General features: G+C 50.8%; 24 protein-coding genes and 1 tRNA gene. 15 read left to right on the forward strand and 10 right to left on the reverse strand.

The window, feature by feature from the left end; translation table 11 throughout:
* Positions 1 to 99 precede the first annotated feature (99 nt).
* Positions 100 to 450, forward strand: a complete 351-nt coding sequence (locus QWY82_RS05570; protein WP_290260560.1) for a hypothetical protein — start codon at positions 100 to 102, stop codon at positions 448 to 450.
* Between the two features lie 39 nt (positions 451 to 489).
* On the opposite strand, the gene QWY82_RS05575 is transcribed toward QWY82_RS05570, so the two are convergent.
* The 3 genes from QWY82_RS05575 to QWY82_RS05585 form a co-directional block, all read right to left on the reverse strand.
* Positions 490 to 2,046, reverse strand: coding sequence for an arylsulfatase (locus QWY82_RS05575; RefSeq protein WP_290260561.1), 1,557 nt, complete (start codon positions 2,044 to 2,046; stop codon positions 490 to 492).
* Positions 2,047 to 2,142: 96 nt separating this feature from the next.
* Positions 2,143 to 3,192, reverse strand: coding sequence for an HAD family hydrolase (locus tag QWY82_RS05580; protein WP_290260563.1), 1,050 nt, complete (start codon positions 3,190 to 3,192; stop codon positions 2,143 to 2,145).
* A gap of 176 nt (positions 3,193 to 3,368) precedes the next feature.
* Positions 3,369 to 4,265 (reverse strand): alpha/beta hydrolase, encoded by an 897-nt coding sequence (locus tag QWY82_RS05585; RefSeq protein ID WP_290260564.1) that lies wholly within the window; start codon positions 4,263 to 4,265, stop codon positions 3,369 to 3,371.
* A gap of 560 nt (positions 4,266 to 4,825) precedes the next feature.
* On the opposite strand from QWY82_RS05585, the gene QWY82_RS05590 reads away from it, so the two are divergent.
* The 6 genes from QWY82_RS05590 to QWY82_RS05615 all read left to right on the forward strand — a co-directional run bounded on the left by QWY82_RS05590 (position 4,826) and on the right by QWY82_RS05615 (position 10,791).
* Complete coding sequence (locus tag QWY82_RS05590; RefSeq protein WP_290260565.1) at positions 4,826 to 5,530, forward strand: DUF3313 family protein; 705 nt, start codon at positions 4,826 to 4,828, stop codon at positions 5,528 to 5,530.
* Positions 5,531 to 5,924: 394 nt separating this feature from the next.
* On the forward strand, positions 5,925 to 6,689 hold the full coding sequence (locus tag QWY82_RS05595; protein ID WP_290260566.1) for a 3-hydroxybutyrate dehydrogenase: 765 nt from the start codon (positions 5,925 to 5,927) through the stop codon (positions 6,687 to 6,689).
* A 109-nt stretch (positions 6,690 to 6,798) separates the two neighbouring features.
* Positions 6,799 to 8,514: a class I poly(R)-hydroxyalkanoic acid synthase gene (gene phaC / locus QWY82_RS05600; RefSeq protein WP_290260567.1), complete on the forward strand. Its 1,716-nt coding sequence runs from the start codon at positions 6,799 to 6,801 to the stop codon at positions 8,512 to 8,514.
* A gap of 82 nt (positions 8,515 to 8,596) precedes the next feature.
* Positions 8,597 to 9,046: a polyhydroxyalkanoate synthesis repressor PhaR gene (phaR, locus tag QWY82_RS05605; RefSeq protein ID WP_290260568.1), complete on the forward strand. Its 450-nt coding sequence runs from the start codon at positions 8,597 to 8,599 to the stop codon at positions 9,044 to 9,046.
* Between the two features lie 111 nt (positions 9,047 to 9,157).
* On the forward strand, positions 9,158 to 9,520 hold the full coding sequence (locus tag QWY82_RS05610) for a phasin family protein (RefSeq protein ID WP_290260569.1): 363 nt from the start codon (positions 9,158 to 9,160) through the stop codon (positions 9,518 to 9,520).
* Positions 9,521 to 9,576: 56 nt separating this feature from the next.
* Positions 9,577 to 10,791, forward strand: a complete 1,215-nt coding sequence (locus QWY82_RS05615) for a polyhydroxyalkanoate depolymerase (RefSeq protein WP_290260570.1) — start codon at positions 9,577 to 9,579, stop codon at positions 10,789 to 10,791.
* A gap of 54 nt (positions 10,792 to 10,845) precedes the next feature.
* Here QWY82_RS05615 and phbB read toward each other — a convergent pair whose 3' ends face one another.
* From phbB to QWY82_RS05645, 6 genes are all read right to left on the reverse strand, one after another.
* Positions 10,846 to 11,589, reverse strand: a complete 744-nt coding sequence (phbB, locus tag QWY82_RS05620) for an acetoacetyl-CoA reductase (RefSeq protein ID WP_290260571.1) — start codon at positions 11,587 to 11,589, stop codon at positions 10,846 to 10,848.
* Positions 11,590 to 11,607: 18 nt separating this feature from the next.
* Positions 11,608 to 12,777, reverse strand: a complete 1,170-nt coding sequence (locus QWY82_RS05625; RefSeq protein WP_290260572.1) for a thiolase C-terminal domain-containing protein — start codon at positions 12,775 to 12,777, stop codon at positions 11,608 to 11,610.
* A 648-nt stretch (positions 12,778 to 13,425) separates the two neighbouring features.
* A complete protein-coding gene (locus QWY82_RS05630; RefSeq protein WP_290260574.1) occupies positions 13,426 to 14,823 on the reverse strand; it encodes a diguanylate cyclase in 1,398 nt (465 codons plus the stop codon).
* Positions 14,824 to 15,220: 397 nt separating this feature from the next.
* Positions 15,221 to 15,769, reverse strand: coding sequence for a porin family protein (locus tag QWY82_RS05635; RefSeq protein ID WP_290260575.1), 549 nt, complete (start codon positions 15,767 to 15,769; stop codon positions 15,221 to 15,223).
* 308 nt (positions 15,770 to 16,077) lie between these two features.
* Positions 16,078 to 16,425 carry a hypothetical protein gene (locus tag QWY82_RS05640; RefSeq protein ID WP_290260576.1) on the reverse strand — a complete coding sequence of 116 codons (348 nt, stop codon included), beginning with the start codon at positions 16,423 to 16,425 and terminating at the stop codon, positions 16,078 to 16,080.
* Positions 16,426 to 16,733: 308 nt separating this feature from the next.
* Entirely contained in the window at positions 16,734 to 16,946 is a 213-nt protein-coding gene (locus tag QWY82_RS05645; protein WP_290263547.1) for a hypothetical protein, read from the reverse strand.
* On the opposite strand from QWY82_RS05645, the gene QWY82_RS05650 reads away from it, so the two are divergent.
* Positions 16,863 to 17,453, forward strand: coding sequence for a transposase (locus tag QWY82_RS05650; protein ID WP_290263465.1), 591 nt, complete (start codon positions 16,863 to 16,865; stop codon positions 17,451 to 17,453). The genes QWY82_RS05645 and QWY82_RS05650 overlap by 84 nt on opposite strands.
* Positions 17,454 to 17,532: 79 nt before the next feature.
* Here the strand turns inward: QWY82_RS05650 and QWY82_RS05655 are convergent.
* Positions 17,533 to 17,619: transfer RNA gene (locus QWY82_RS05655), tRNA-Leu, on the reverse strand.
* 299 nt (positions 17,620 to 17,918) lie between these two features.
* Between QWY82_RS05655 and rnr the strand changes: the two genes are divergently transcribed.
* The 7 genes from rnr (at position 17,919) to dnaB (ending at position 25,332) form a co-directional block, all read left to right on the forward strand.
* Positions 17,919 to 20,543, forward strand: coding sequence for a ribonuclease R (gene rnr, locus QWY82_RS05660; protein ID WP_290260577.1), 2,625 nt, complete (start codon positions 17,919 to 17,921; stop codon positions 20,541 to 20,543).
* 11 nt (positions 20,544 to 20,554) lie between these two features.
* Positions 20,555 to 21,292, forward strand: a complete 738-nt coding sequence (gene rlmB, locus QWY82_RS05665) for a 23S rRNA (guanosine(2251)-2'-O)-methyltransferase RlmB (protein WP_290260578.1) — start codon at positions 20,555 to 20,557, stop codon at positions 21,290 to 21,292.
* A 325-nt stretch (positions 21,293 to 21,617) separates the two neighbouring features.
* Positions 21,618 to 22,049 (forward strand): 30S ribosomal protein S6, encoded by a 432-nt coding sequence (rpsF, locus tag QWY82_RS05670; RefSeq protein ID WP_290260579.1) that lies wholly within the window; start codon positions 21,618 to 21,620, stop codon positions 22,047 to 22,049.
* Between the two features lie 11 nt (positions 22,050 to 22,060).
* Entirely contained in the window at positions 22,061 to 22,288 is a 228-nt protein-coding gene (gene rpsR, locus QWY82_RS05675; protein WP_183911075.1) for a 30S ribosomal protein S18, read from the forward strand.
* A gap of 12 nt (positions 22,289 to 22,300) precedes the next feature.
* The gene (locus QWY82_RS05680) at positions 22,301 to 23,182 is read left to right on the forward strand and encodes a YybS family protein (RefSeq protein WP_290260580.1); all 882 of its coding nucleotides are present in this window, start codon (positions 22,301 to 22,303) and stop codon (positions 23,180 to 23,182) included.
* A 35-nt stretch (positions 23,183 to 23,217) separates the two neighbouring features.
* Complete coding sequence (gene rplI / locus QWY82_RS05685) at positions 23,218 to 23,664, forward strand: 50S ribosomal protein L9 (protein WP_290260581.1); 447 nt, start codon at positions 23,218 to 23,220, stop codon at positions 23,662 to 23,664.
* 207 nt (positions 23,665 to 23,871) lie between these two features.
* Positions 23,872 to 25,332, forward strand: coding sequence for a replicative DNA helicase (gene dnaB / locus QWY82_RS05690; RefSeq protein WP_290260582.1), 1,461 nt, complete (start codon positions 23,872 to 23,874; stop codon positions 25,330 to 25,332).
* The last annotated feature ends 178 nt before the right edge of the window (positions 25,333 to 25,510 follow it).

Genomic DNA, 25,510 nt, shown 5'->3' on the forward strand with positions numbered 1-25,510 from the left:
TTTTGCCGATAGGAAGTTAAAGCGGGTACGGAAATAGTATCATCACTAAACCTTGTTATCGATTGATTTAATTGTTTTACAAATAGGAAGTTAACTATCATGAATGTACGTAGGGCATTGACACTTTTGTTCATGATTACCATAGCGACGCACGCTGTGTCTCAGGTGCTTGATCCTGACATTGAGTGCGCAGCCTATTGGCAACTCAAAAGCGTTGGGCTTGCCCAGGAATACAGTATTGCGGCGGCCATAGAATCGGAAAAATATCAGCAACAGTATGTGGCTGCAAAGAATACCTTAACCACGCACCATGGCAGCGCCGATTTTACCCGTCAGTTTTACGATAGTGTAAAAGTCATGTTGGCAAGTGTAGATAATGATCTATCGAATACGGTTGTGCTGGACGAACAATACCAAGAAAGGTGTACGCTAGAAACAGAGGCTCAATGAATGAGCCTCTCTAATGTAGATCTTAAGAAATAGTGAGTATTAGTGCGACGGAGGGGTTAACTGTCGAATAATCGCATCTTGGTCGATGGTAAAACTTGCTGCACTCTGGCGCGGCGGAAACTTCACATAGGTTTCAAAATGCTTAGCCACGTAGGCCTGTGCTGGAATTAACAGGAAAGCGCGATCTAGGTACCAATCCCAATAGGTGTTCGAGGTGATGGTCGCGTTTTCGTACGGGTCTGTGCGCAAGTTAAAGAGAATTGGCATACGGGTTTTGGTAAAGGGTTCAGCCCAAATGTTCAAGGTTCCCACTTCTCGCTGCTGCTGGAACACAACCTTCCAGTTGTCGAAGCGAAGACCGGTAAGTTCGCCATCGTCAGAAAAATAGAAAAATTCCTTGCGTGGCGCTTTGTCTTCTTTGCCTGTTAGATAAGGCAGGAAGTTGTAGCCATCGAGCATAACCTTGAACTTCTTGCCATCGGCTTTGTGACCTTTCATCAGCTTGTCTTTGATGTTGGTCTCGCCAGTGGCTGCTAACAAGGTTGGCAGCCAATCAATATGAGACATAATCTCATTCGATATCGTGCCTGGTTTGATGTGACCGGGCCAGCGAACCATTGCCGGTACGCGATAGGCGCCTTCCCAGTTGGTATTTTTTTCTCCGCGGAAAGGTGTAGTGCCGGCATCGGGCCAGGTGTTCATGTGTGGGCCGTTATCGGTGGAATAAAACACAATGGTTTTGTCTTTCATTCCCGCTTTGTCGATGGCGGCAAGCACTGTGCCGACGTTTTTGTCGTGATCAATCATGACGTCGTGATAATTGCTTTGCCATCTACCGGCCTGGCCGACACTTTCAGGCTTGGCATGGGTGCGAAAGTGCATGTGGGTAAAGTTCACCCAAACGAAGAAGGGCTTATCGCCTTTGGCTTGCGTTTCAATCCAGTCTGCTGAGCGCTTGGCAATATCGTCATCGATGGTTTCCATGCGCTTTTTAGTCAGTGGCCCGGTATCAATAATGCGGCCGTCGGCAAAACTATGAATCACACCGCGCGGGCCAAACTTTTTCTTAAACTCTGGGTCCTTCGGATAGTCCCGTTGCTCGGGTTCTTCCTCGGCATTTAAATGGTAAAGATTGCCGTAGAACTCATCAAAGCCATGGTTACTTGGCAGATGTTTATCTTTATCGCCTAAATGATTTTTGCCGAATTGTGCTGTGGCATAGCCCTGGCCTTTTAGTAGCTCGGCAATAGTGGGGTCCTTCTCATGCATGCCCATTTCCGCACCGGGCATACCGACTTTACTTAACCCTGTTCTATAGACATTTTGCCCCATGATAAAGGCCGCACGGCCGGCAGTGCAGCTTTGCTCGGCGTAGTAATCGGTAAACATCATGCCCTCTTTGGCGATGCTATCGATATTGGGGGTCTTATATCCCATCATGCCGTGGCTATAGGCGCTGACATTACTCTGGCCAATGTCATCACCCCATATCACCACGATGTTGGGTTTATCGGCGGCAAATGCCGCGCAGCTTACGAGGGTTCCTGCAATTAAGCTGAGCGCTTTAATATGCAGGCGGGATCTACTCTTTCTCATGCTGATGTTCCTTATTTAGCTTGGTACTGGTAGTCCGCCGAGGCGGGATGAAAACGTTGCGCATTTCGATAGTGATGAAGGCATATGACAATTTTGTTACTGGTTTTGGTCATTGGGATAAATTTTTCGCCAGTCCTTTTTCATGTCGACTACCAGCCAGTTTTTTTCAGCGGCTTGAGTTAACCCTTGTTTGAGTTGACCGATAGGCGAGTCTTGATCGTAGGCCCATTCACGCTCTGCATCAGTATGGTGAATGTAGGCACTCAAATGGGGCAGACTGTTGGCGTCTGTCCATTGCAGCATTTGTAAATCACCGTCGGAATTACCGAAGGCAAGTATGGGGCGCTTGCCAATGTGTTGATGAATGGCGATGGGTTTTCCAGCCTTGTCATTGATAAAGTTAAGCTTGGGCCTGCGTAAAATAACTGGGTTGCCATTGCGGTATTCGTATTCCAATTTAACGCTTGAACCAATCACATTTTCTGGCGCAACGCCATACACCTGTTCGGCCCAGGGGCGCATAAAATCGACGCCGCCACCGGAAACGATATAAACCTTAAAGTCCTTTTCCCGTAATAAGCTCATCAGTTCGAGCATGGGTTGGAACACCATGTCGGTATAAGCTTTGCCAGTGCTTGGATGCTTGGCGGTTTTTATCCACTGTGTGACAACGGCTGCATACTCTTCGCTGGTAGCGGAATCGTTGCCGGTATGGCTAGCCATAACCAGTTCTATTAAACCCTTCTCACCACTGGCCGCTAACGCTTTCATGTCATTTTCAAGCACAGCTTTGTAGGGTTGTTGTTCGAGCCATTGAGCTTTCAGTTCTGGCGATGACTCGGCGAGTGCGCGCACCCGATCCATAGCAAAAAGTAGTTGAAAGTATGCCGGTTGCTCAGACCACAAGGTGCCATCGTTGTCGAAGACGGCAATGCGATCTTTTGGTGCAACATAGAGCTTGTTGTTTGTATTGCTGACGTCGGTAATGAATTGAAATAATCTTTGACTGTTCTCGTTGTCATGCCAAGAGGGGAGGCTGCTGGCAATTGATGTCTGATCTTTGCAGGCTAATAAGCCTAACAGTAAGGTGGATATTATGAAGGCAAGCAGCAAGCGCGGGTTCGAGTTATAGGTGAAAGGTTTCACATGACCATCCTTTGCAGTGAGTTTTTACCAACCTAAAACACTAGCAGCGAATAGACATATCAGCAAAATTTCTGTTAGAAAAAATAATTCTTTCGCGTGGGCTAAGCATAGCGAGTATGGAAAGAGATAGTGCTTGCGGGCAAAGATTGGCGCATTAAGTCAAGTAACTTGTATCTTTATTTAGTTTGGATTGACTTTATAAATTGAATGGCGTCTAAAACCACGGGATTTTCGCGCCTCAGGGGAATTGAAAAGCTTGCGATAATATCCGCGTGGCCAACACCCTGATAAATGCGCTTATTGACGACGCTGTTTGCGGCTTCTAGCCGTTTATATAGACCTTCAATATTGACTGGTTTCACCCTTGTGTCGGCGGCGCCGTAGAGCAACAGGCTGGGTGGTTCGGAGCCGTCTACATAGGTAATGGGCTGCGACTCGCGCTCGGTGAGAGGCGGGCCGAACAGTTCGGGCATGTAAGCCTCGTCAAAGGGTAAGAAATTGTACGGGCCGGCTAGGCCAATAAAGCCGCTTACGTCTGCGTAGGTTTCCGTGCTCAGGTAAGCCTGATTCATCGCCAGCATGGCCGCCAAATGTGCGCCGGCTGAGTGGCCCATTAGAAATATTTGTTTCGGGTTGCCGCCGTATTGATCAATGTGTTGGTGTGTCCACTCGACCGCGTTTCTGGCGTCATCAATAATGCTAGGAAAGCGCACCTTGGGAAATAGTCGATAATCTGCAATAACCACAACGATGCCGTGCAGGGTTAAGGTTTGTGCCACAAACGCATAGTTTGCCTTTGGCAGCGTCTCGCAGGCACCCCAACAACCGCCGTAGAAAAATACCACAACGGGTAAGTTGCCGGCGCTGAGACTATTGAGGGGCGTGTAAATATCTAGCCGTTGTTCCGCTTCCGAGCCGTAGGCGATGGCGGTGTAGCGCTGCATGTCTTGAGCGAGAGCCATTTGATTAACAATAAATAATTTAGCCTGAGTTGATGTTGCAATACCGATCATCACCAATAGGAGTGCTGCAGTTAAAGCCAATAGAAATTTTCCGAGATGCTGACGTCGCATAGTTTTATCCTAAGTTATAGATGTTGCGCCTACTATATAGAGCTTATCTGTTACAAAAAGTTGGCGGCTAACGTATTACCTTCTAAGCCTAAAGACTTAATTTGGTGCTTGATCGGCAAGGACTGAAAGTATGCTGCCCTAGGGCTTTAAGGCTGGTGTCGGGGCCGGGCTACATAGCCGATTTGAGCAAAGACATCTATCTTTGCCTATCGGCTAGCTCTCGATCTGATACCGTAAATCCCCTTGCGGACATTACCGTATATACCTTGCTGGCGCACGTAAAGCCTGTTGCCTAGACTACTTGATTAATCTAGGGTATTGGACTAGAGAGCAATTTAGATGTTAGAAAATTGTGCGACCTAAGTCGTCGCAATGGCTTTCAAGCGCTGACTAAAATAGAGTTGACCTATCGCCTGAAGCCGTTGGCGAACATTTTAGATTGTTGCGATGCTTGTTCTGCAATTTTATATTTTTTAGAGCCTGTTGCTTATGGCTGCGTTAGCAACACTTGCTGGCCCGCAGCGAACAGAAAGTAAATGACATTATAGGGAGAAAAGGGTATGGGTAAAGTAATTGCTATTGTGGCGAATCGGCTCAAACCGGTTTTCTGTGCTCTATTGTTGGTTTCTATGCTCGCGCCGATTGCGCAGGCAGAGAGTGAGCTGCCGGAGGTGAGTAGTGATGGCTTACACCTACTAAAAACGAGTAAGGTGCGCGTTGCCTATGTTAAACCCGGTGTTGATCTCACCCACTACAGCAAGGTGAAGCTGCTCGACTGCTATGTTGATTTTAAGAAAAATTGGCAGAAAGAGTACAACCTCGATGAGGTGGGTTTAAGTGGCCAGGTAAAAGATAAAGATGCCGAAAAGATAAAGGATAAATTGGCCGCTGAATTTCGTACCGTGTTTACCGAGTCGCTCACAAAGGCGGGCTATCCGGTAGTAGAGGATATTGGTTCAGGTGTATTACTACTTCGGCCTGCGCTACTTAACGTTGACGTAAGTGCTCCGGATATTTTGACCGCTGGGCCATCGCGTACCTTGGTGAAATCTGCGGGTGATATGACCTTGTTTTTAGAGTTATATGACGCATCAACCAGCACGTTACTGGCTCGTATTATCGATCCACGGGCGGATAATCAAGCCTACGCGAAACTGGCCTCCGGGGTGACGAATAAGGCTGCCGCGGATCGAATTTTGCGTACCTGGGCAAATCTGTTGGCGGAAAATCTTGCCGATGTGCGCGAAAAAGCCGTTGCAAAGTAGCGTGACTGCGCCGGTTTTAACCCAGCGCCTTGCTGTTAAAAGGCGCTGATTGCTGGCTAATCAGACCAGGTCCAATTTGCAAGACGGCTGGCTAGCCGATGATCATCACGCGCCCTTCTATTGCGTATTTTTTCTTCGTATTTCGCCCATTGCCATTGGTTCAGCGGATGCCGAATCGTTGCCCTTCTTTTTCAATTGAGTCACGTTAAGCAAAAGGCCTTACTTGCTTTCCGCATTCAGCATGCTTAGGTAATACAAGCGGTTTTCCTATGTGGACTCTATTTTGCATTCTACTTGTTGAGCGCTAGAACACCCTCGAATTGTCACATTCGTGCGCTAGGATTGGGCGTATTGTTCTCGATCTGTGCGCTTTAAGTGAGCAGGAGCAGACGAAATGTCTAAAAAATTGTGCGCCAGTATCGCCTTAGTAACCGGTGCTGCGAGCGGGATTGGCTTGGGCTTAGCCACACATTTGGCGCAAGCGGGATGCCGTGTGTATTTAACCGACCTAGACGGCGCCGCGGCAAGTCGAGCCGCACAAGCTATCGATGGCGACGTGGTTGCGCGGGCGTTAGATGTAAGCGATGCCCAGGGCATTGAGCGCTTAGCGCAGGAACTCGGCACTGTCGATCTACTTATCAATAACGCCGGCATTCAGCACGTGGCTGCCCTCGAGCAGTTTCCGGTGCAGATGTGGCAGCGCATTATCGATATATTGTTAACCGGGCCCGCGCTCTTAACCCGTGCTTTCTTGCCGGCCATGCGCGCTCAACAATTTGGGCGGATAATTAATATCGGCTCGATCCATGCGCTGGTCGCATCGCCCTACAAAAGCGCTTATGTGGCAGCCAAGCACGGGCTGTTAGGTTTCAGTAAGACTGTCGCACTGGAAACGGCCAATACGGATATCACCATCAATACCTTGTGCCCAGCTTATGTAAAAACCCCTTTGGTAGAAAGCCAAATCAGTGCCCAAGCGCAAACCCACGGCATTAGCGAAGAGCAAGTTATTCAAACCATTATGTTGAAGCCTATGCCTAAGCAGGCCTTTATTGGCTTGGAGGAAATTACCGCCGCCGTCGATTACCTCGCCAGCCCTGCGGCGCGCAACATGACGGGGCAAACCTTAGTGCTTGATGGCGGCTGGACGGCCCAGTAATTGACCGGTAATTGATTCAGTAATTGTAAAAGCTATTTCATAGAGCAGAGTAGCTATCACAGTAACTACACCAATAACGACACCAGTAACGACAAGAACAGGAGTGGCTATGACGGTGGATTACGCATCGATGGTGAGTAGGCTAACTCAGCAAGTCGCCTTGCATATGCAAGATAACGCGCAGCATTTAAGTCGTATGGTTGAACACGGCGGCGTTAAAGTCTCGGTAGAGCCGAGCCAGCTGATGCAGTTGCAATGCGATCTATTTAGCCGCCAAACGCAACTGTGCAATGCCATGATCACGGCGCTTACTGAGCACAAGCCGCTACCGGAAATTACTCAGGCGACCGACGACCCACGCTTTACTGACGATGCCTGGCACGAGCAACCGGCTTATAGTTTCCTGCGGCAAAATTATTTACTCAATGCGCAGATGTTAGAGAAGCAGTTAGATGCACTGCAATTCGGTAGTGCCGCCGATGCCGCCCACTGGCGCTTTTATACCCGGCAGCTCATTAATGCCATTGCGCCGTCAAATTTTCCTTGGAGCAATCCCGATGTCATGCGCGATGCAGTACAGGAGCAAGGTGAAAGTTTACAGCGCGGCTTCAACAATTTATTGGCTGACTTACAGCGTAGCCCGTTAGAGACCCTGAAAGTTAATCAGGTAGACGGCCGAGGTTTTACCCTAGGCGAAAATATTGCCTGTACGCCTGGCAAGGTGGTCTTTCGCAATCAATTGTTTGAGCTGCTCCAGTATGCGCCGCAATCGGATACAGTGTATAAAACCCCTTTGCTGTTGATCCCGCCCTTTATCAATAAATTTTATATCCTGGATTTGAACCAGAAAAAATCGCTGGTTAATTGGTTGGTCGGGCAGGGCTTTAGCGTGTTTATGGTGTCTTGGGTTAACCCGGGGGAGCAGCACCGCAAGCTAGGCTTTACTGACTACCTGCGCGACGGTGCTGCCTGCGCCATCGATTTGGTGCGTAACCTGTGTGGCGTTAAAAAAATTCATGCGGCTGGTTATTGCGTGGGCGGCACCTTATTGGCGAGCACCCAGGCTTGGCTAAAAGCGCAGGGGCAAGACAAGCTAGCATCGCTGACCTTATTAACAACGCTGTTGGATTTTTCCGAGCCTGGAGACCTTGGCCATTACCTCTACCCGCCATTGCTCGAATCCCTTGAGCCGATGATAGAAGCGCGCGGCCTGCTGGATGGCAGGGTGCTGGCCACTAGCTTTAACTTCCTGCGCGAAAATGATCTCTACTGGCCGAACTTTATTAACAATTATTTAAAGGGAAAAACGCCACCGGCCTTTGATTTGCTGGTTTGGAACAGCGATTCAACCCATTTAACAGAACAAATTTTTCAAACGTATGTAAAAGGCTTCTATCACCACAACCCACTTGCCGGTGGTACGCCGTTGACGGTGGATGGGGTGGCGTTAAATTTGGCCGCTATCGATACACCGGCCTATTGCTTGGGCGCCGAAAAAGATCACATTGTGCTTTGGCAGGCCGCCTTCAATAGCGCGCGTCTATTGGCTGGGGCAACCCGGTTTGTGCAGGCGGGCTCTGGCCACATAGCCGGCGTTATTAACCCACCCAGTCAAGACAAGTATGGATTTCGCGCTGGGGCGCTCGCTAGCAGCTTGCCTGAATGGGAGGCGGGTGCCGAGGCTCAGCCCGGCTCCTGGTGGCAGGATTGGCGGACTTGGCTGCTGGCGCAAGACAGCCGCGAATGTCCGGCGCGCACGCCAGGTACAGCGCAATATCCGGCGCTGGCCGAGGCTCCGGGTGATTACGTGCGAGTGACTGTCTAGCCAGGGGGGCGGCTATTACACCTTGGCGTTGCTCGGCTCAGGCGATATGCTGTAATGCAGCATTTAACCGTGAGCGAAGCCTGTGATTATCGTTAAAAAGTACCCGAATCGACGGTTGTACAACACCAGTAGCAGCCAGTACATCAACCTTGACGATATCAAGCTGATGATCAACAGCCACCAAGATTTTCGCGTGCTGGATTCGAAGACAGAGGCCGATGTTACCAAGGGGCTGTTGCTGCAGATTATTGCCGAGCAGGAGGCGACGGATCAGCAGTCGCTCTTGACCAACACCCTGCTAAAGCAGCTGATTCGCTTCTACGACAGCGATATGCAGGCCTATGTGCGGCAGTACTTGGAGATGAGCCTAGCTCATTTTATGGAGCAGCAGGGTAGCCTAGATGCGGTAATGAAGCAGATGGTAAGTTCGACGCCCATGGGGTTGTTTAATCAGTTCATGAGCCAGAGCAACCCGTTTTGGCCGAGTCCCGAAAAGCCCAAAAAGAAGCCGGATTCCACTGAAGAAGATTGATGCGCCAATTTTTGCTGCACCGCAGCAAATTATGATTGACACAAGCCCAAGGCTTTTCTACTCTGTGAAAACCGTATGCTGCAGTGCAGCAAATCACACAGGAGCAAGGCCATGTTTGAACAACTTACCGAGCAGTTCCAGTCCGCGATGAAGCCCGCCAACAACCTGATGGCGGTTAACATTCAGACCTTCGAAAAATTGACTCAGCACAACACCGCGCTGCTGAGCGGTGTGGTCAACGACACCATGGCTTACACCAAGGGTTTGAGTGGCCAGAAAGATGTGAACACCTATATGGAAGGCAGTAAAAGCTTCCTCGAAGGCTTGCAGGAAAAGTTCACCAGTGCCGCTAAAGATGTCTATGGCATCTTGTCTGAGGCGCAAGAGCAAACCGCTGAAACCTACAAAGACTTATTCGCGCAAAGTGTACCGGCTGCAAAAGCGGCACCGAAAAGCGCTCCTAAGGCTAGTTAGTTACCGCGGTCGCTTTGGCCCCAACCTTGTTGGGGCTCTTTGTCTGGGAGTGGAACATGCGTTATCAAACCTTCGAAACCTACGCCAATGGTTTGCGCGTATGGCACGAGTCCTTTAATTTTCTAAAGCACTTAACCGATCAGCACCCGCTTACCCATACCCCCATGGGGCGCGCTTTTTGTGCCAGCTTGGAAATGGGGCTGCGCTTAACCCAGCGCTATGAAAAGCAGGCCTTTGATATTCGCCAAGTGACTATCGATGACAGGTCGGTGGGGGTGTACGAGCGCATCGAACACGAAAAGCCCTTCTGCAATTTGATTCATTTCAAGCGTCGCGGGCGCGAAGATAAAAATAAAGTATTGCTGGTTGCACCGCTGTCCGGCCATCACGCAACGCTCACCAAAGGCACAGTAGAGGCGTTGCTACCGGATCACGAGGTGTACATTACTGACTGGCTAGACGCGCGCGAAGTGCCCTTAACAGAGGGTGAGTTTTGCTTCGATGCCTATGTGGATTACCTCATCGAGTTTATCGAGCTGCTGGGCGACAACACCCATGTGATCGCGATTTGCCAACCTACGGTGCAGGCATTGATTGCAACGGCGGTGCTAGCAGAGCGCAAAAGTGCGGCCACGCCTAAGTCGCTGACCTTAATGGCAGGCCCCATTGATTGCTCGCGCAACCCCAGTCGCGTTAATCAGTATGCGCAAGAACACCCCATGGATTGGTTTCGCAATTTTGCCATTATGACCGTACCGAAAGGCTACCCGGGCGAGGGCCGGCGAGTCTACCCAGGCTTTTTGCAGTTGGGCGGTTTTCTCAGTATGAACCCCGATACCCATGCAAAAAAGCTTTATAATTTTTACCAAAATTTAATGATCGGCGAAGAGGAAGATGCCGATCGCTTTCGTGCTTTTTACGATGAGTATTTAGCCGTATTGGATATACCCGCTGAGTTTTACTTAGAGACTATAGAGCGGGTATTTAAAAATAATGAAGTTGCGCGCAACGCGATAACTCACCACGGCAAGCCGGTAGATTTTTTAGGTATCGATAATACGGCATTGCTGACAGTGGAAGGCGCCATAGACGACATCTGCGGCATTGGCCAAACCGAGGCTGCTCAGGATATTTGCAAAAATATTCCGAAACATATGCGGCGTCATCATTTGCAAGAGGGCGCTGGCCACTACGGTATTTTCAGCGGCTCGAAATTTCGCATGCATATCCGGCCGTTAGTCACCGAATTTATTCATAAGCACAGCAATTAAAATAAAAAGACCTTGGGGCTAGTAAACCACCAAGGTCTTTTCGTGCAGATCTTGTTAAGCCATTGACTGGCCGCCGTTCACTGAAAGGGTGGTGCCGGTGATGAAATCGGCGTCGTCTGCCACCAAAAAATTCACACAGCGCGCCACGTCTTCCGGTTTAGCTAAGCGCCCGACGGGGATCTTTTCGATGATTTTCTGTAGCACTTCTGGCGCAATCGCGCGCACCATTTCCGTATCCACATAACCCGGTGCAACGGCGTTAACCGTAATACCAGAGCGCGCCGATTCTTTCGCAAGTGATTTAGTGAAACCACACATACCGGCCTTAGCCGCGGCATAGTTGGTTTGGCCAAACTGACCTTCGAGGCCATTGATTGAACTGATATTAACGATGCGGCCAAATTTCCGCTCGCGCATCCCGGTCATCACGGCGTGGCAGGTGTAAAAGCAGGAGGATAAATTGGTTTCAATAACATCGTGCCAATTCTGCGGCGACATTTTATGCATTACACCGTCGCGCGTGATGCCGGCGTTGTTCACTAAAATATCAATCGGCCCCATATCGGCTTCGATGGTGTGAATGGATTGTTGCGTCGCTTCGAAGTCCGAGGCGTCAAATTTAAACACCGGAATGCCGGTGCGCTCAGAGAAAGCTTGTGCCACTTCGTGGTTGCGTTGGAAGCTGGCCAGTACACGATAGCCTTCGTTGTGCAAGGCAATACTAATGGCTTCGCCAATGCCGCGCGTGCCGCCGGTAACCAGAGCCAGTCTATTGGTGGTGGGTGCTGCTGCAATCATGGTCTTGCTCCTGTGCGATTAAATGCGTTCCAAAATGTGGGTAAAAGCCGAGCCGGCTGCGCCGCCGAGGTTTTGCGTCATGGCCAGCGTTGCACCGGGTATCTGTAATTCACCGGCTTGTTCCGTGAGCTGTAAAAAGCACTCGGCCAGCTGATAAACGCCGGTCGCACCCACTGGGTGACCGCGGGCCTTTAAACCGCCAAAGCAGGTAATGGGCAAGCTGCCGGTCTTGGTGAACATGCCTTCGGCGGCCATGTGTGTTGCAGTACCTGGCTGAGCAAAGCCGGCGGCTTCTAAGCTTAGCGCTGTCATCACTGTGTAGGCATCGTGTGGTTCAAATACATCGATATCGGCGGCGGTCACGCCACTTATTTTGTAGGCTTTTTTAAATGAATCGCGCGCGGCGGCGAGCGCTAGCGGATCTTGTCGATCTTCGATGGCCAAGGCGTCGGTCGCACAGGTAGATGCCAGCACTTTTACCACCGGCATACCTAAGCGTTGCGCCCGACATGCCATCTCTTTATTGCCTAGCAGCAAAGCGCTGGCGCCATCGCAAATAGGCGGTGCATCGAATAGCCCGATGGGGTCAGCTAGCATTCTGCCTGCGTCATAGTCATCGCTGGTGATGGTTTTTTGCAGCATGGCGCAACTATTTTTTGATGCATTTTCGTGCGCGTTGACGGCAAAGTGAGAAAATGCCGAGCGCTCGGTGCCGTAGGTTTCCATGTAGGCCTTCATAATGCGGGCATTTAAGGTGATAAAGGTTTCGCCCTTGCCGCCCTCTCGCTCCCAACAGGATGCTGTAGCTAAACCCCGGCTTACCTCTTCGCGACTGTTGCGGCTCATTTGTTCGGCGCCGGCAACCACCACCAGGGAATGAAAGCCGCTGGCAATGGCCATAACACCCTGGCGCATTGCCGCCGCGCCCGAGCCGCAAGCGGCCTCCGCCGTGATGGCTTCGCAGCCGGTAAGTTGGGCGTGTTGCGCAATTAACGGCGCGAGTAATTGCTGATGCGATAAAATCCCAGATAGCATATTGCCCACATAAAGCGCGGTCACTTCTTCGCGCGCAAAAACGGCGTTCTCCATTAGAGGTTCAATGGCGCGCGCGGCGAGGCGCGCTACGTCGTCTACATCGTATTTTACCGCCGGCACGCGGCCGGCGTTGAGTATAAAAACCTCTTCCATGGTAAAACCCCTGCTATTGAAGTAAGAATTGCGAGCCTCATTAACGAACCTTGTCATTCGTAATTGCAAAGTCTGCGCCGAGTTTGTGACTAATCTTTTACAGCTGGAGGCTAGGTAAGAGGTTTGGGTTAAATTAATAGAAATAGAGAGGGTTGATGCATTTTTCAGTGCTTTTAGGAATATAAAGATTGAGCTAATAAATTGATTTAGATATAAAAGTACTAACTTCAGTACCAGCTAGCGCTAAAGTGGCGGTTGAATTTCTTTGTAGTTAAATGAAATAACCTTCTTGAACGCACCAGAAAAAAGCGCATATTTTTCGATCGACTGGATGTTGCGCTAAAAAGAGTCATAAAAATGTAACTTGCCCGTCGTCAATGCATCGTTGGTGCTTTGCGCTAGGAGTAGATGCTTGGCCATGTTTAAGAAGAGGTTGGCCGTTGCTGTTATCGCTGTTTTAGATCGAGTTAAATGGTCGGCCTTTGGGCCAATGCCGAATGGGGTTGGTTGTATCTTGTTTGCTAAAGATGTTCGCGCTGATTTTTTGTCGCTATGCTTCGGTGCCTATACTTCGGCAACTCTATTTCGGTGCCTATGCTTCGATAACGACGTTTTTCCAGCGGTGTTTCGGCAAGAGTGTTTCGATAACTAGGCTTCGTCATTCGTGCGGTCGCGACACACTTGGTTTCTGCCGTTGTTTTTTGCGCAATAGAGTGCGCGATCAGCAAGACGCATGAGTTGGGTAAGGTTAAGCTCTGTTGTATTGCTGACTTGGGTGTAGCCGATGCTTACTGTAATGCCACCATGTGGAAGGCTAAGGGTCTGGGCCGCTATATTTTGTCTTACCCGCTCAAACAGAAGCTGTGCTGTTTGATCAGACTCGGCCATTATCGCGATAGAAAATTCTTCGCCGCCAATGCGCCCGCAGGCATCTTCGGCGCGCAAGCTGTCTCTCAGGGTTTTAGCCACGGCGATGATGGTTTTGTCGCCTTCATCGTGGCCAAAGCTATCATTGATGGATTTAAATAGATCGATATCTAAAATTGCGATCGCAAAAATTTGATTATGCCGTTGCACGCGAGCGAGCTGGGTTTCGGCCAGCTGAAAAAATGCCTTTCGGTTGGGCAGTCCCGTCATATAATCGTCATAGGCCAGTCTTTGCAACTCTGTATTTTTTTGCCTTAGCTGTTCTGTGCGCTCTTTAATGATGAGTTCGAGTTCCTCGCGCATAATCTTTAAGTCTTTGTTTCGTTGCTCCAGTTTTTCGTTGTAATAGGTGGTTTGGGTTATGTCGCGCTCTATGGCGGCAAAATGCGTTACCTCGCCATACCGATTTTTAAGTGGGATAATACTTAGGTCGAGCCAGTAGGGCATGCCGGTTTTGGTGTAGTTGAGTATTTTTTCTCGGCAGGGCTTTTTAGCTTCAAGGGCGATGCGAATTCTTTTTCTGGCTTCCGGGGAGGTATCCTTCCCTTGTAGTATGCGCGGGGTTTCGCCAATAATTTCGTCGGCAGAAAACCCAGTGAGTGATTCAAAGGCCTTGTTCACATACACCACCTTAGGCCCAAAGGGCGCCTGAACGTCCTCTGCTTCGGTAACGATGACGATATCTTGGGTATTATGCAGAATATCGGCAAAGGAAAATTCCGATTTTCTATCGGTGATATCGACAAAACTGACTATCACAAAACAGTTGTCGCTGCGCTGTTCTCCCTCCACATAAGCATTCACCGAAAACCAAACAATATCCGGATTACTCGAGTCGGTTACGCCGAGGATTTGATCGCGCACCGCAGTTATTGAACTGAGTGCGCGATTAACTGGGTATTCGGCGGGTGGTAGGGGAATGCCGTGTTCGTCGATAAAATGCCACTGTGGGTCTAGTGCGTCTTTGCCAATGATTTGGTTATAGGACAGCCGTAACAATCGAAGCGCGGTGGGGTTGGCATAAATAACTTTGGTATCTGCGGCATGAATCACAACGCCAATGTTGGCATTTTCTAGTAGTTTGAGAAGGCCAACCTGTGTAAACGATTGCGTATTCATTCGATGCCCATGTTGGTACAGTTTTGATAAGCCTAGCCAAACTGGCGCCTAAATCTACATCTAAGGTATATTTGATAGCGATATGGGGAGTAAGTCTAAGATGAAATTACCATAAGTGCGCAAAGTACGTAAGTAAGCCGGAAACGCGTTGAATATCTTCGAGCTGATTGGTTGATCAAGCAAGGGTAATTACGCCGATTAACCCACTGCCACCCTAGGCGAAAATCTTATTGTCAATTCAACTCTATAATAGTTGTGTACATTGCTCAATTGTCTCGCCAATGTAGAGCGCTCTGCCTTATTGACACTGTGCAGTATTGTTGATGCAGCCTAATATAAATGCCCTTCTCAAACTCGAAGGCGAGTGGCATGGTTTTATCCATGCCACTTTCAGTCGTTAAAAGGTATAGGCGGCGCCAATGGAGTAGAAATCCATATCGGCGTCATCGAGTTTAACGCGCTCATACTCCGCTCTTAATTGAAACGAGGCCACCTGGAATTTAGCGCCAATCCCGTAGGCTGGGTCTGAACCTGTGGCCTTGGCACGGTAGTCGCCATTGGTAAATGTCGTTTCCCAATCCGATAGGCCGGCTTTGGCAAATAACCCTACTGGGCCTAAGTCTAGGCCGCCCACCAAATGCAATTGTGCTGCGGTATTGGAGAAGCGCGTGGTGTCGTCGAAAAGCTCGCCGTACTGGCTACCAAAATCCACATAGCTACCTTCTAGCGCGATATCGACCATAGGGAGCAAGCCAAAGTTGTAACCGGCGAAAAATTTATAGCCGGTATCCGAGTCGTCTATGTAGTCGTCGAAACTGTCGAAGCTTAATTGTGCGCTACCAACAGATCCGCCTAAATAAAAGCCTGAATCGCTACCGGCTAGTGCGCTTTGAGATAAAACGGCAGTAAGTATAGTTGCGGTAAATATAGAAATGTTTGATTTCATGTTCTGATCCTAGCGGTTGAATAAAGAGGCTTCCTTTATACCGCTGTAAACCTGAACCGAACCTGAATAGGCTTAATCGATGTTGATATAGGTTTTTCGGGCTGATGTGGATAATGATTTCTTGGCGAGTGACTCGCTGTAAGAGCGGCATCGGGAAAGTGGATGCAAACAAGAAACTGATGGCGTGGATTGCCTAGAGTAAGTTAAAGCGCTAGGCAGTATTAGCCTAGCGCTAGCTTAGAGTAGACCTGAATCAGTAGCATGAAGGAGCGAGTTGCCAGGTACAACTAATCGTAATTCATTGGTAGCTAGGTATCTAAATCGTTCTCATGTTTTATTGAAGTGTAACTCTGATTTAAATAGGTTAATGCTGTTCTGTAGCTGTGCGCAGAAACTAGCGCGTTAATATGTTTGGTAGACGAGAAACCTAGAGCTTGTAAATTATTTAGCCAATCTTGAGCGTAATCGGCATGGATTTGATGGCATTCTGCAAGGGCTTGGCTAATCGCTTCATTGGGCTCGCTGGTAAGGGCTGCATTAATTTTTAGCGCATCCATTGTGCATGCTAGCAATTGATACTCTAGTGATTCTGCCTGCGATGCGGCGCAAATCGGCAAAATGCAAGCTAGTAACATTAAATGTTTACGAGTATTCATAGTCCATTTTCTCGTCATTAATTTTCTGTAGGCAATACCGCGGGCTTGAATGTAAGAAGCTGGCGACGCCGTCCATTGAGACCTAAATACTGCTTTATATCCAATAATGTTTAGTTATGTTTTTTATGATGAACAAAACTAAATGTATCGACTAGTGTTAGTAATGGCCCCGCTGTTCATTGTTGGTGATTTGTTTGCTAGTGCGCCCTGCGATAGTGCATTTTATTTTTTGTATTTTTTTTGGGTCAGATAAGAATAAAGGCGCGTCAATCATCGTCTGACTCTTTAAACATTTTTCTATGCTAGTGTTAATTTAAATCAATGGCGACAAGGATGCTGCCATGGCAAGACTGCCTCGAATCTCTCCTATTGGTATTCCCCAGCACATTATTCAGCGCGGCAACAACCGGCAGATCTGTTTTGGCTCTGAAGAGGATATGGCGTTTTACGCGCACTGGTTGGGGCATTATGCGCAGGCGTATCATGTGGAAATTCACGCGTGGGTTTTTATGACCAATCACGTCCACCTCCTTGTAACGCCCTTGGCAGAAAGCGCTGTCTCGGCAATGATGCAAGCCTTAGGGCGCCGGTATGTTAGATACTTTAATCGTACCTATCAAAGGACTGGAACCTTGTGGGAAGGTCGATTTCGATCGGGGCTAGTGCAAGCTTCAAGGTACTTATTGGTTTGTCAGCGCTATATCGAACTTAATCCCGTTAGCGCCGGGATGGTCACAGATCCCTCCGCTTATACCTGGTCCAGTTATCGCTGTCATGCGTTGGGTTTGGCCGTTCAGCTGCACACGCCTCATAGTGAATACCTTCACCTGGGTCGAGATACGCTAGCACGGCAAGCTAGTTACCGAGACCTCTTTAAGAGGCATTTGGATAGTGAGTTGACGGATAACATACGCGCCACGGTGAATGCGGGGTTGGCGTTAGGCGATAGTCGATTTAAGGATGAGCTTGAAGCTTTGTGTGAGCGAAGATTAAGGCCTGCGAATAGAGGGCGGCCAAAGTTAGTATAGGGTTGATTGAGGCGCCATAATTCTTATCTGACCCTAAATAAAAAAGGCCCTGATCTTCCGATCAGAGCCTTCCTAAGTATGGTGCCCAGAAGAGGACTTGAACCTCCACGGCCGTAAGGCCACTAGCACCTGAAGCTAGCGTGTCTACCAATTTCACCATCTGGGCAAATATGACGAGATTATACTGCGGCCTATTTAACGCAGTTTTTGCCTTGGGTTCTTCACGCATTTGGCGCTTGTCTGAAGAGGCAGTGGGTACTTCCTGCAACTCGTCTACAATCACCAGCAAGGCAAATCAGCTAAAAGCCGAGGCGCGCACTATAAGGATGTGGTATATCCTTGTCAATTACACCTGCACAAAAATCCTGCGATTTTTTGGGAACTTGCTGGTGTTGCCGGCTTCATAGGGTATAGTGCGCCGGTTAATGAGTAGCCTGTTGCTACATCTATATAAAGGAAAGAGTATTGACCAAGAAAAAAACGCCAAAGAATGACCCTCATGCCAGTCGCGAAGCGGCTAAGTACGATAACCCCATCCCCAGTCGAGAATTCATAGCCGAGGTGCTTAATGGCGCTGCCGGCCCGCTGAATTACGACGATCTAGCCTATAAGTTAGCGCTTACTTCTGACGATGATCGCGAGGCTCTGCGCCGTCGCTTGATCGCCATGGAGCGCGATGGCCAGCTGATTAGCAACCGCAAGGGCGGCTATGCTGTGATCAACAAGGTGGATTTGATCCGCGGCCGCGTGCAGGGCCATAAGGATGGTTACGGCTTTTTGATTCCAGCCGAGGGTGGCGAAGATATTTATTTGTACAACCGTCAGATGCAATTGGTATTTGACGGCGATGAAGTGTTGGTGCGCATCAGCGGCACCGACAACCGTGGTCGCACCGAGGGCGTGATTGTGGAAGTGCTGGCTCACAACACCCACCAAGTGGTGGGCAAGTTAGTGCACGAGCAGGGCGTGGCCTATGTTCGGCCGGATAACGCGCGCCTGTTACACAATATCCTGTTGGCACCCGAGGACATGAAAGGCGCCGTGGATGGTCAGTTGGTAGTGGTAGAGGTGACCGAGCAGCCTGGGCGCCGACAGGTGCCGCGCGGCCGGGTGATTGAAATTCTTGGCAACGAGTTTGCGCCGGGCATGGAAATCGACGTGGCGATTCGCTCGCACGGTATTCCCTATATGTGGCCGTCTAGCGTTAAGCGCGAAGCGGAAGTGCTGCCTGAGCAGGTGGATGAGCAAGATAAGCTGGCGCGCGTGGACGTGCGCCATCTGCCCTTTGTCACCATAGACGGCGAAGATGCACGCGACTTCGACGACGCGGTTTACTGCGAGCCGAAGAAAACCGGCGGCTGGCGTTTATATGTCGCCATTGCCGATGTGTCGCACTATGTGAAAATTGGCTCGGCTTTAGATAAAGAAGCCATCGTGCGCGGCACGTCGGTGTACTTCCCCGACTATGTGGTGCCCATGTTGCCCGAGGCGCTATCGAACGGTTTGTGTTCGCTTAACCCGCACGTGGATCGCTTGTGCATGGTGTGCGAAATGACTATTTCCAGCGCCGGTAAAATCAGCGGTTATAAATTTTACGAAGGCGTTATGCACTCGCACGCGCGTCTGACTTACAACCAGGTGGGCGAGGCCTTGGCTGCTGATGTGGATCAGCGTTCAACCGGTCGGAAAATTGTCGATAAAATTCTCGGTCGCAAGAAAGCCGAAAATCTTGCCCTTGGCGATATCTTGCCGCAGGTGCGCGAGCTTTATGCACTGTATAAAAGTTTACGGGTGGCGCGGGATGAGCGCGGAGCGATTGATTTTGAAACCGTCGAAACGCGCATTATTTTCGATCGCGATCGAAAAATTGAGCGCATCGTGCCGGTTATTCGCAACGACGCGCACAAGCTTATTGAAGAGTGTATGTTGGCGGCCAATGTGTGCGCCGCTAAGTTTTTAGAGAAGCACAAAATCCCTGGGCTCTATCGTGTGCACAAAGGGCCTGCCGATCAAAAGTTGGAAAATCTGCGCGAATTTTTAGGCGAGTTAGGTCTGGATCTGCCCGGCGTGGGCAGCCCGACACCGGCGGCTTATCAGTCGGTGCTGAAGGCTATTGAAGGCCGGCCTGACGCCCATGTCATCCAAATGGTGATGCTGCGCAGTTTAAGTCAAGCCGTGTACCAGCCGGAAAACTTAGGCCATTTTGGTTTGGGCTACACGGCTTACGCGCACTTCACCTCGCCGATTCGCCGCTACCCAGATTTGTTGGTGCATCGCGCTATTCGCTCGGTGGTGCGCTCCAGCCAAGAGTCTACTCAGGTGCAGCGCGTTAGCGGTGCGGTGGACTTGCCGAAGGCAAAAATCTACCCCTACGGTATTGAAGACCTTTTGGTGCTCGGCGAGGGTTGTTCGCAAAACGAGCGCCGCGCCGATGAAGCCACGCGCGAGGTGATGAGCTGGCTTAAGTGCGAGTTTTTACAAGACCGGGTGGGCGAGAGCTTCGAGGGCGTGGTCAGCGGTGTGACCGGCTTTGGTTTGTTTGTCGAGCTAAAAGACTTGTACACCGATGGGCTTGTGCATGTAACCAGCTTGCCGCACGACTACTATCACTACGATGCGGCGCATCATCGCATGGTGGGCGAGCGCACGCGGCAGGTGTTCCAGTTGGGCGACTCGCTGCGCGTGAAAGTGGTTCGGGTGGACTTGGACGAGCGCAAGGTCGATTTTGAGCTGGAAGAGGTGCTTACCAAACGCAAGCCGGGTCTGCCGAAAAAAGCCGCGAAAAACTTACGCCAAGACGTAAAAAAGAAAGGTCGTACCCAAGCTGATAAGAAGGCCGGCAAGAGCGTAGCAAAAAAGGCGGATAAAGCGCCCGATAAAAAGCCGGGTAAGGCTCGCGCCAGTAAAGCCAAGCCGGAAAAAGCGGCTACGACCAAAAAGTCCGGTGCAGAAGGCAAGAAACCGTCGGCCAAAAAACCAGCGCGCAAAGCCTCGGTGAGCAGGCGCAAGGCCGCCACCACCGGTGTGGCTAAGCCGTCGGTAAAAGCGAAACGCGCCGCCAAGCCGAAAAAGAAAACTCCTCGAGATTAAGTTAGTCGGTCATGAAAACAGAGTTAATTTACGGCCTGCATTCGGTGCAGGCCCTATTGAAAAGTGCTCCGCAACGCATTCGAAAGTTAATGCTGTTAAATGGTCGCGACGATCAAAAGCTACAGAAATTTGTCAGCTTCGCCGAGCGCGAGGAAATTCCGCTGGAGCGCTGGAGCCGCGCTAAGCTCGACGGCCTTGTGGCAGATGGCAATCACCAGGGCGTGGTGGCCGAATGCGAGCGCGGCGAATTGCACGACGAAGCTTTCCTGTTCGCATTGTTGGAGCGCCTCGAGCAGCCACCTTTTTTATTAGTGCTCGATGGCGTTACCGACCCGCACAACTTGGGCGCCTGTTTGCGCAGTGCCGAAGCCGCTGGCGTGCACGCTGTTATCGTGCCGAAAGATAACTCAGCCAGCCTCACCGGTGTGGCCCGTAAGGTAGCCTGTGGCGCCGCCGAGGTGCTGCCCCTTATCCCTGTGACAAATCTTGCCCGTACCCTCAACAAGCTGCGCGACCAAGGTGTTTGGCTGCAGGGCGCCGCCGGTGAAGCAACTATCGACCTCTATCAAGCCGACCTCAAAGGCCCGCTTGGCATCGTCATGGGCGCCGAGGGCGACGGCCTGCGCCGCCTAACCCGCGAAACCTGTGACGGCCTCATTAGCATCCCCATGGCGGGCGAGGTCTCCAGCTTGAATGTCTCGGTGGCGACCGGGGTCTGTTTGTTTGAGGCGGTAAGGCAGAGGCGTTAGGCTTTTTAGCCGCAAGCCGCAAGCCGCAAGCCGCAAGCCGCAAGCCGCAAGCCTGAGATGCCCCCGCTATTTCGGCCCCTACAAGCTACAAGGCAGGGCCAGCTTTTTTTCAATAGAAAAGTGAAAAAAATGCTCTTCTCTTGAAGCTTGCTGGGGGTGCCAACCCCCAGTCTTGAAGCTTGCAGCTTGGTCCTATTGATCAAACTTGCATCAACCGCTCGCCTCGCATACAATCCGTCGCCCAAAACTGGCTGGGTTAATGTTTACTCAGCTCTCCTTGTCTCACCACAATTGCGTGGGAGACGTAACCCGTAAGGAGCAATAAATGCGTCATTACGAAATCGTTTTTCTGGTTCACCCGGATCAGAGCGAGCAGGTGCCCGGTATGATCGAGCGCTACACTACTACCATCAATGCTGATGGCGGTAAGGTGCATCGCTTGGAAGACTGGGGTCGTCGCCAGCTGGCATACTCCATCAATAAGATTCACAAGGCTCACTATGTTCTGATGAACGTAGAGTGCAGTGAGACTGCTTTGGAAGAAATGAACACCAACTTCCGTTACAACGACGCTGTTCTGCGTAACCTGGTGATTCGTCAAGACGAAGCTATCACCGAAGAATCCCCCATCATGAAAGCTGAGAAAGAAGGCCGTGAGCGCAAACAGCGTTCAGATTCGCGCCGTGAAGCCCGTAATGATGCGGAAGATCAAGACGACAGCGACGACGATGTCGACGCTGACGACGCTGACGAATAAGGAGTTACACCATGGCACGTTTTTTCCGTCGTCGTAAGTTCTGCCGTTTCAGCGCCGAAGGCGTTAAGCAGATTGACTACAAAGATCTGGAAACTCTGAAAGCATACGTTTCAGAGACCGGCAAGATTGTTCCAAGCCGTATCACCGGTACTAAGGCTAAGTACCAGCGTCAGTTGGCGACCGCTATCAAGCGCGCGCGCGTTCTGGCTCTGCTGCCTTACACCGATAGCCACGAGTAAGACCTAAATAGCGTGCAGGCACTGCTGAACTTCATTATGCGCGGCCGCTTACAAGCGGCGATTGTAGCGATGCTCGGCAGTTGGTTTCCATTGGTCAGTCCGGCCGTGGTAGCTTTGGTTTGTCTGCGCAAGGGTGCTTTTGAAGGCACCTTAACCATGTTGTGGGCCATGTTGCCCGCATTAGTGGCCTTGGTGATTAGCGACCAAGGGATGAGCGACATGGGGCCGTTAATGCCCTTTGTCACCCTGATTGGATTGGTGGCGGTGCTAATGTCCGCCCAAGTGTTGAGAGCCAGTATTTCATGGCCCTACACACTCACGGCTCTAGTGGCTTTCTCGGCCCTAGGCGCACTGTTACTGGCGATGTTTTTGCCAAACCCGGTGCAAAGCCTGATCCAGATTATGGGTGACTTGTTGCGCGAACTAGCCGCCAACGCGCCGGAAGGTGCTGCGGTTGCAAACCCGAGCGACACTTTTGTGTTGGGTTTGATTGCCTATGTTGTCGCTTTGAGCGGTCTAGGCAGTTTGCTGTTGGCTCGCTGGTGGCAAGCCTTGTTGTATAACCCAGGTGGTTTTCAGCAAGAGTTTCACCAGTTGCGATTACTGCCCGTTCAGGCGGTGGTTTGTAGCCTCGGCGCAATCTATTGCTTGTTGCAGCCTGCGGGCTACCAAGCATGGGCGAGTTTATTTGCGTTGCCATTGTTGCTCACCGGAGTTGCGCTGGTGCACGCCTTTGTACGTGCACGCGATTTAGGTAAAGGTTGGTTGGTGTTGATGTACTTTGGGCTCTTTGTTGCAGCCCCGTTGAGTGCAGCGATATCCGCCCTAGCCGTGGCCGATACGTGGTTAAACTTACGTGATCGTTTGAAGGTGAAAACACCGTCTGACGATTGATGCAAACGAATTGCAAAATTTAGAGGATTACCGAGATGGAAGTTATTCTGCTCGAAAAAGTAGGCAAGCTAGGCAAGATTGGTGACAAAGTCGCCGTTAAAGCCGGTTATGGCCGCAACTTCTTGTTGCCACAGGGCAAAGCTATCCGTGCAACGGCTAGCAATGTTGCTGAATTTGAAGCGCGTCGTGCTGAGTTGGAAGCCGCTGCTAACGCCAAGTTAGCTGAAGCTGAAGCTCGCGCTGCGAAGATCAACGAATTGGCTATCACCATCACCGCCAACTCTGGCGACGAAGGTAAGTTGTTCGGTTCTATCGGCACGCGCGACATCGCTGATGCAGCAACTGCCGCTGGCGTTGAAGTGGACAAAGCTGAAGTTCGTCTGCCAGAAGGCGCGCTGCGCGAAGTTGGCGAGTACGAAATCGACGTTCAGGTTCACTCTGACGTGACTGCAGTACTGAAACTGACTGTTATCGCCGAGTAACCCTTATCGAGGTGAAAACCTCGGTAGTGACAACTTGCGGTAAGGGTTACAATCGGGCACTTTGTTGGTCCCCACTAAGCCTTGGCGATAGCCTTTGCGACGGTGAGGTTCAGCTCAGTGCCCGTTTTGTTTTTGGCTGGTGCTGATTTGCCGCCAAGGCAAAACCAAGCGCCGTTGAAAACGATAAAAACCAGCTAGAGATCATCCATGGCCGAGCCCCGTCAAAAGCGTGCACCTGAGGATCAGGTCGATAACCTCAAGAACACCGTGCTGCCTCATTCCCTAGAAGCCGAGCAGGCCGTGTTAGGTGGTTTGATGCGCGATGCCGGTCGCTTCGATACGGTGGCCGAGCTCATAACCCCGGAAGATTTTTTCCGCGACGACCATCGGCAAATTTACGCCATGATGGAGCGCTTAGTCGCCAGCGAGCAGCCGATTGATGCCATTACCTTAGTCGATGAACTGGAGCGACACGGTGAGCTGGAGCGCGTCGGCGGTCACGCCTATCTGTTAGATCTTGCACATAACACGCCGTCTGCCGCCAACATTGCCGCCTACGCCCGCATTATTCGCGAGCGCTCAACCCTGCGCGACTTAATTGCCGCCGCCAATGAAATTAGCCACACCAGCCTTAACCCGGCCGGTTTAGATTCCGATGACTTGCTCCAGCTGGCCGAGCGCCGCGTTGCCGCCATCGCCGAAGATCGCCCGAAAGAGGGCGGCTTTGTTGGCGCTGAAAGCCTTTTGCACGACGCTGTGGCGCGCATCGATGAACTGTTTCGCACTGATTCTGACCTCACCGGTTTATCCACCGGCCTCGCCGATTTGAACGAGCGCACGGCGGGCTGGCAACCGGGTGAGTTGATTATTCTCGCCGCGCGTCCATCCATGGGTAAAACCGCGTTGGCCTTAAATTTCGTCGAAGCTGCACTGCACAACACCAAGAAGCCATCGCTGGTGTTCAGCATGGAAATGCCGTCAAACTCGCTCATCATGCGTATGCTGTCGAGCCTCGGCCGCATCGATGCAGGTAAGTTGCGCAACGGCAAACTAACAGAAGAAGATTGGCCCAAGTTGTCGAGCGCGGTGGCCAAGCTCAAAGACAAGCCGCTCTACATCGACGACACTCCCGCGCTAACGCCGCAGGAGGTTCGCGCTAGGGTGAAGCGCGTGGTGCGCCAACATCAAACCAAGTTGCTGCAAGAAAACCCAGACATGACCTCAGAAGAGGCAGAAAAACAAAGCCAGCCGGGCATGGTGATGGTGGATTATTTACAGCTCATGCAAGTGGCTGGAAGCAGCGATGGTCGCACCCAGGAAATTTCCGAAATCTCCCGCTCGCTCAAAGGTTTGGCGAAAGAATTTAGTTGCCCTGTCATTGCGCTATCGCAGCTGAACCGCGGTGTGGAGCAGCGACCTAACAAGCGCCCCATGAACTCAGATTTGCGTGAATCGGGCGCCATCGAGCAGGACGCCGACGTTATTTTGTTTATCTACCGCGATGAATATTATAACGAAGACAGCCCCGATAAAGGTATGGCCGAGTTGATCATCGGCAAGCAGCGCAACGGTGAAATTGGTACCTGCAAGGCAGCGTTTGTGGGCAAGTACACGCGCTTTGAGAATTTAGCCCCGGAGTATATGCAGGCACCTGACTACGGCCCTTAGCGCCTTAGCGCTAGCTGTGTAGCTCTCGCGGCGTTGCAGCGGTCTTGAAAAATGCTCATGTACTCTTCGTACACTCCGCGTTTTCAAAACCACTGCGCCTTGCGAGAGCGTCCTCGCAGAACGCGCTAAGTTCACTGTTTGAGTTTGGGTGGCATGAAGTGCGGCTTTGAACGCTTTG

Source organism: Simiduia curdlanivorans (genome assembly GCF_030409605.1).
In the GTDB taxonomy this organism is placed as follows: Bacteria; Pseudomonadota; Gammaproteobacteria; order Pseudomonadales; family Cellvibrionaceae; genus Simiduia; species Simiduia curdlanivorans.

Coding starts and splice junctions, on each gene's coding strand:
- QWY82_RS05570 (WP_290260560.1), top strand. CDS start 100: ATGAATGTACGTAGGGCATTGACACTTTTGTTCATGATTACCATAGCG.
- QWY82_RS05575 (WP_290260561.1), bottom strand. CDS start 2,046: ATGAGAAAGAGTAGATCCCGCCTGCATATTAAAGCGCTCAGCTTAATT.
- QWY82_RS05585 (WP_290260564.1), bottom strand. CDS start 4,265: ATGCGACGTCAGCATCTCGGAAAATTTCTATTGGCTTTAACTGCAGCA.
- QWY82_RS05590 (WP_290260565.1), top strand. CDS start 4,826: ATGGGTAAAGTAATTGCTATTGTGGCGAATCGGCTCAAACCGGTTTTC.
- QWY82_RS05595 (WP_290260566.1), top strand. CDS start 5,925: ATGTCTAAAAAATTGTGCGCCAGTATCGCCTTAGTAACCGGTGCTGCG.
- phaC (WP_290260567.1), top strand. CDS start 6,799: ATGACGGTGGATTACGCATCGATGGTGAGTAGGCTAACTCAGCAAGTC.
- QWY82_RS05610 (WP_290260569.1), top strand. CDS start 9,158: ATGTTTGAACAACTTACCGAGCAGTTCCAGTCCGCGATGAAGCCCGCC.
- QWY82_RS05615 (WP_290260570.1), top strand. CDS start 9,577: ATGCGTTATCAAACCTTCGAAACCTACGCCAATGGTTTGCGCGTATGG.
- phbB (WP_290260571.1), bottom strand. CDS start 11,589: ATGATTGCAGCAGCACCCACCACCAATAGACTGGCTCTGGTTACCGGC.
- QWY82_RS05625 (WP_290260572.1), bottom strand. CDS start 12,777: ATGGAAGAGGTTTTTATACTCAACGCCGGCCGCGTGCCGGCGGTAAAA.
- QWY82_RS05630 (WP_290260574.1), bottom strand. CDS start 14,823: ATGAATACGCAATCGTTTACACAGGTTGGCCTTCTCAAACTACTAGAA.
- QWY82_RS05635 (WP_290260575.1), bottom strand. CDS start 15,769: ATGAAATCAAACATTTCTATATTTACCGCAACTATACTTACTGCCGTT.
- QWY82_RS05640 (WP_290260576.1), bottom strand. CDS start 16,425: ATGAATACTCGTAAACATTTAATGTTACTAGCTTGCATTTTGCCGATT.
- QWY82_RS05650 (WP_290263465.1), top strand. CDS start 16,863: ATGGCGTTTTACGCGCACTGGTTGGGGCATTATGCGCAGGCGTATCAT.
- rlmB (WP_290260578.1), top strand. CDS start 20,555: ATGAAAACAGAGTTAATTTACGGCCTGCATTCGGTGCAGGCCCTATTG.
- rpsF (WP_290260579.1), top strand. CDS start 21,618: ATGCGTCATTACGAAATCGTTTTTCTGGTTCACCCGGATCAGAGCGAG.
- rpsR (WP_183911075.1), top strand. CDS start 22,061: ATGGCACGTTTTTTCCGTCGTCGTAAGTTCTGCCGTTTCAGCGCCGAA.
- rplI (WP_290260581.1), top strand. CDS start 23,218: ATGGAAGTTATTCTGCTCGAAAAAGTAGGCAAGCTAGGCAAGATTGGT.
- dnaB (WP_290260582.1), top strand. CDS start 23,872: ATGGCCGAGCCCCGTCAAAAGCGTGCACCTGAGGATCAGGTCGATAAC.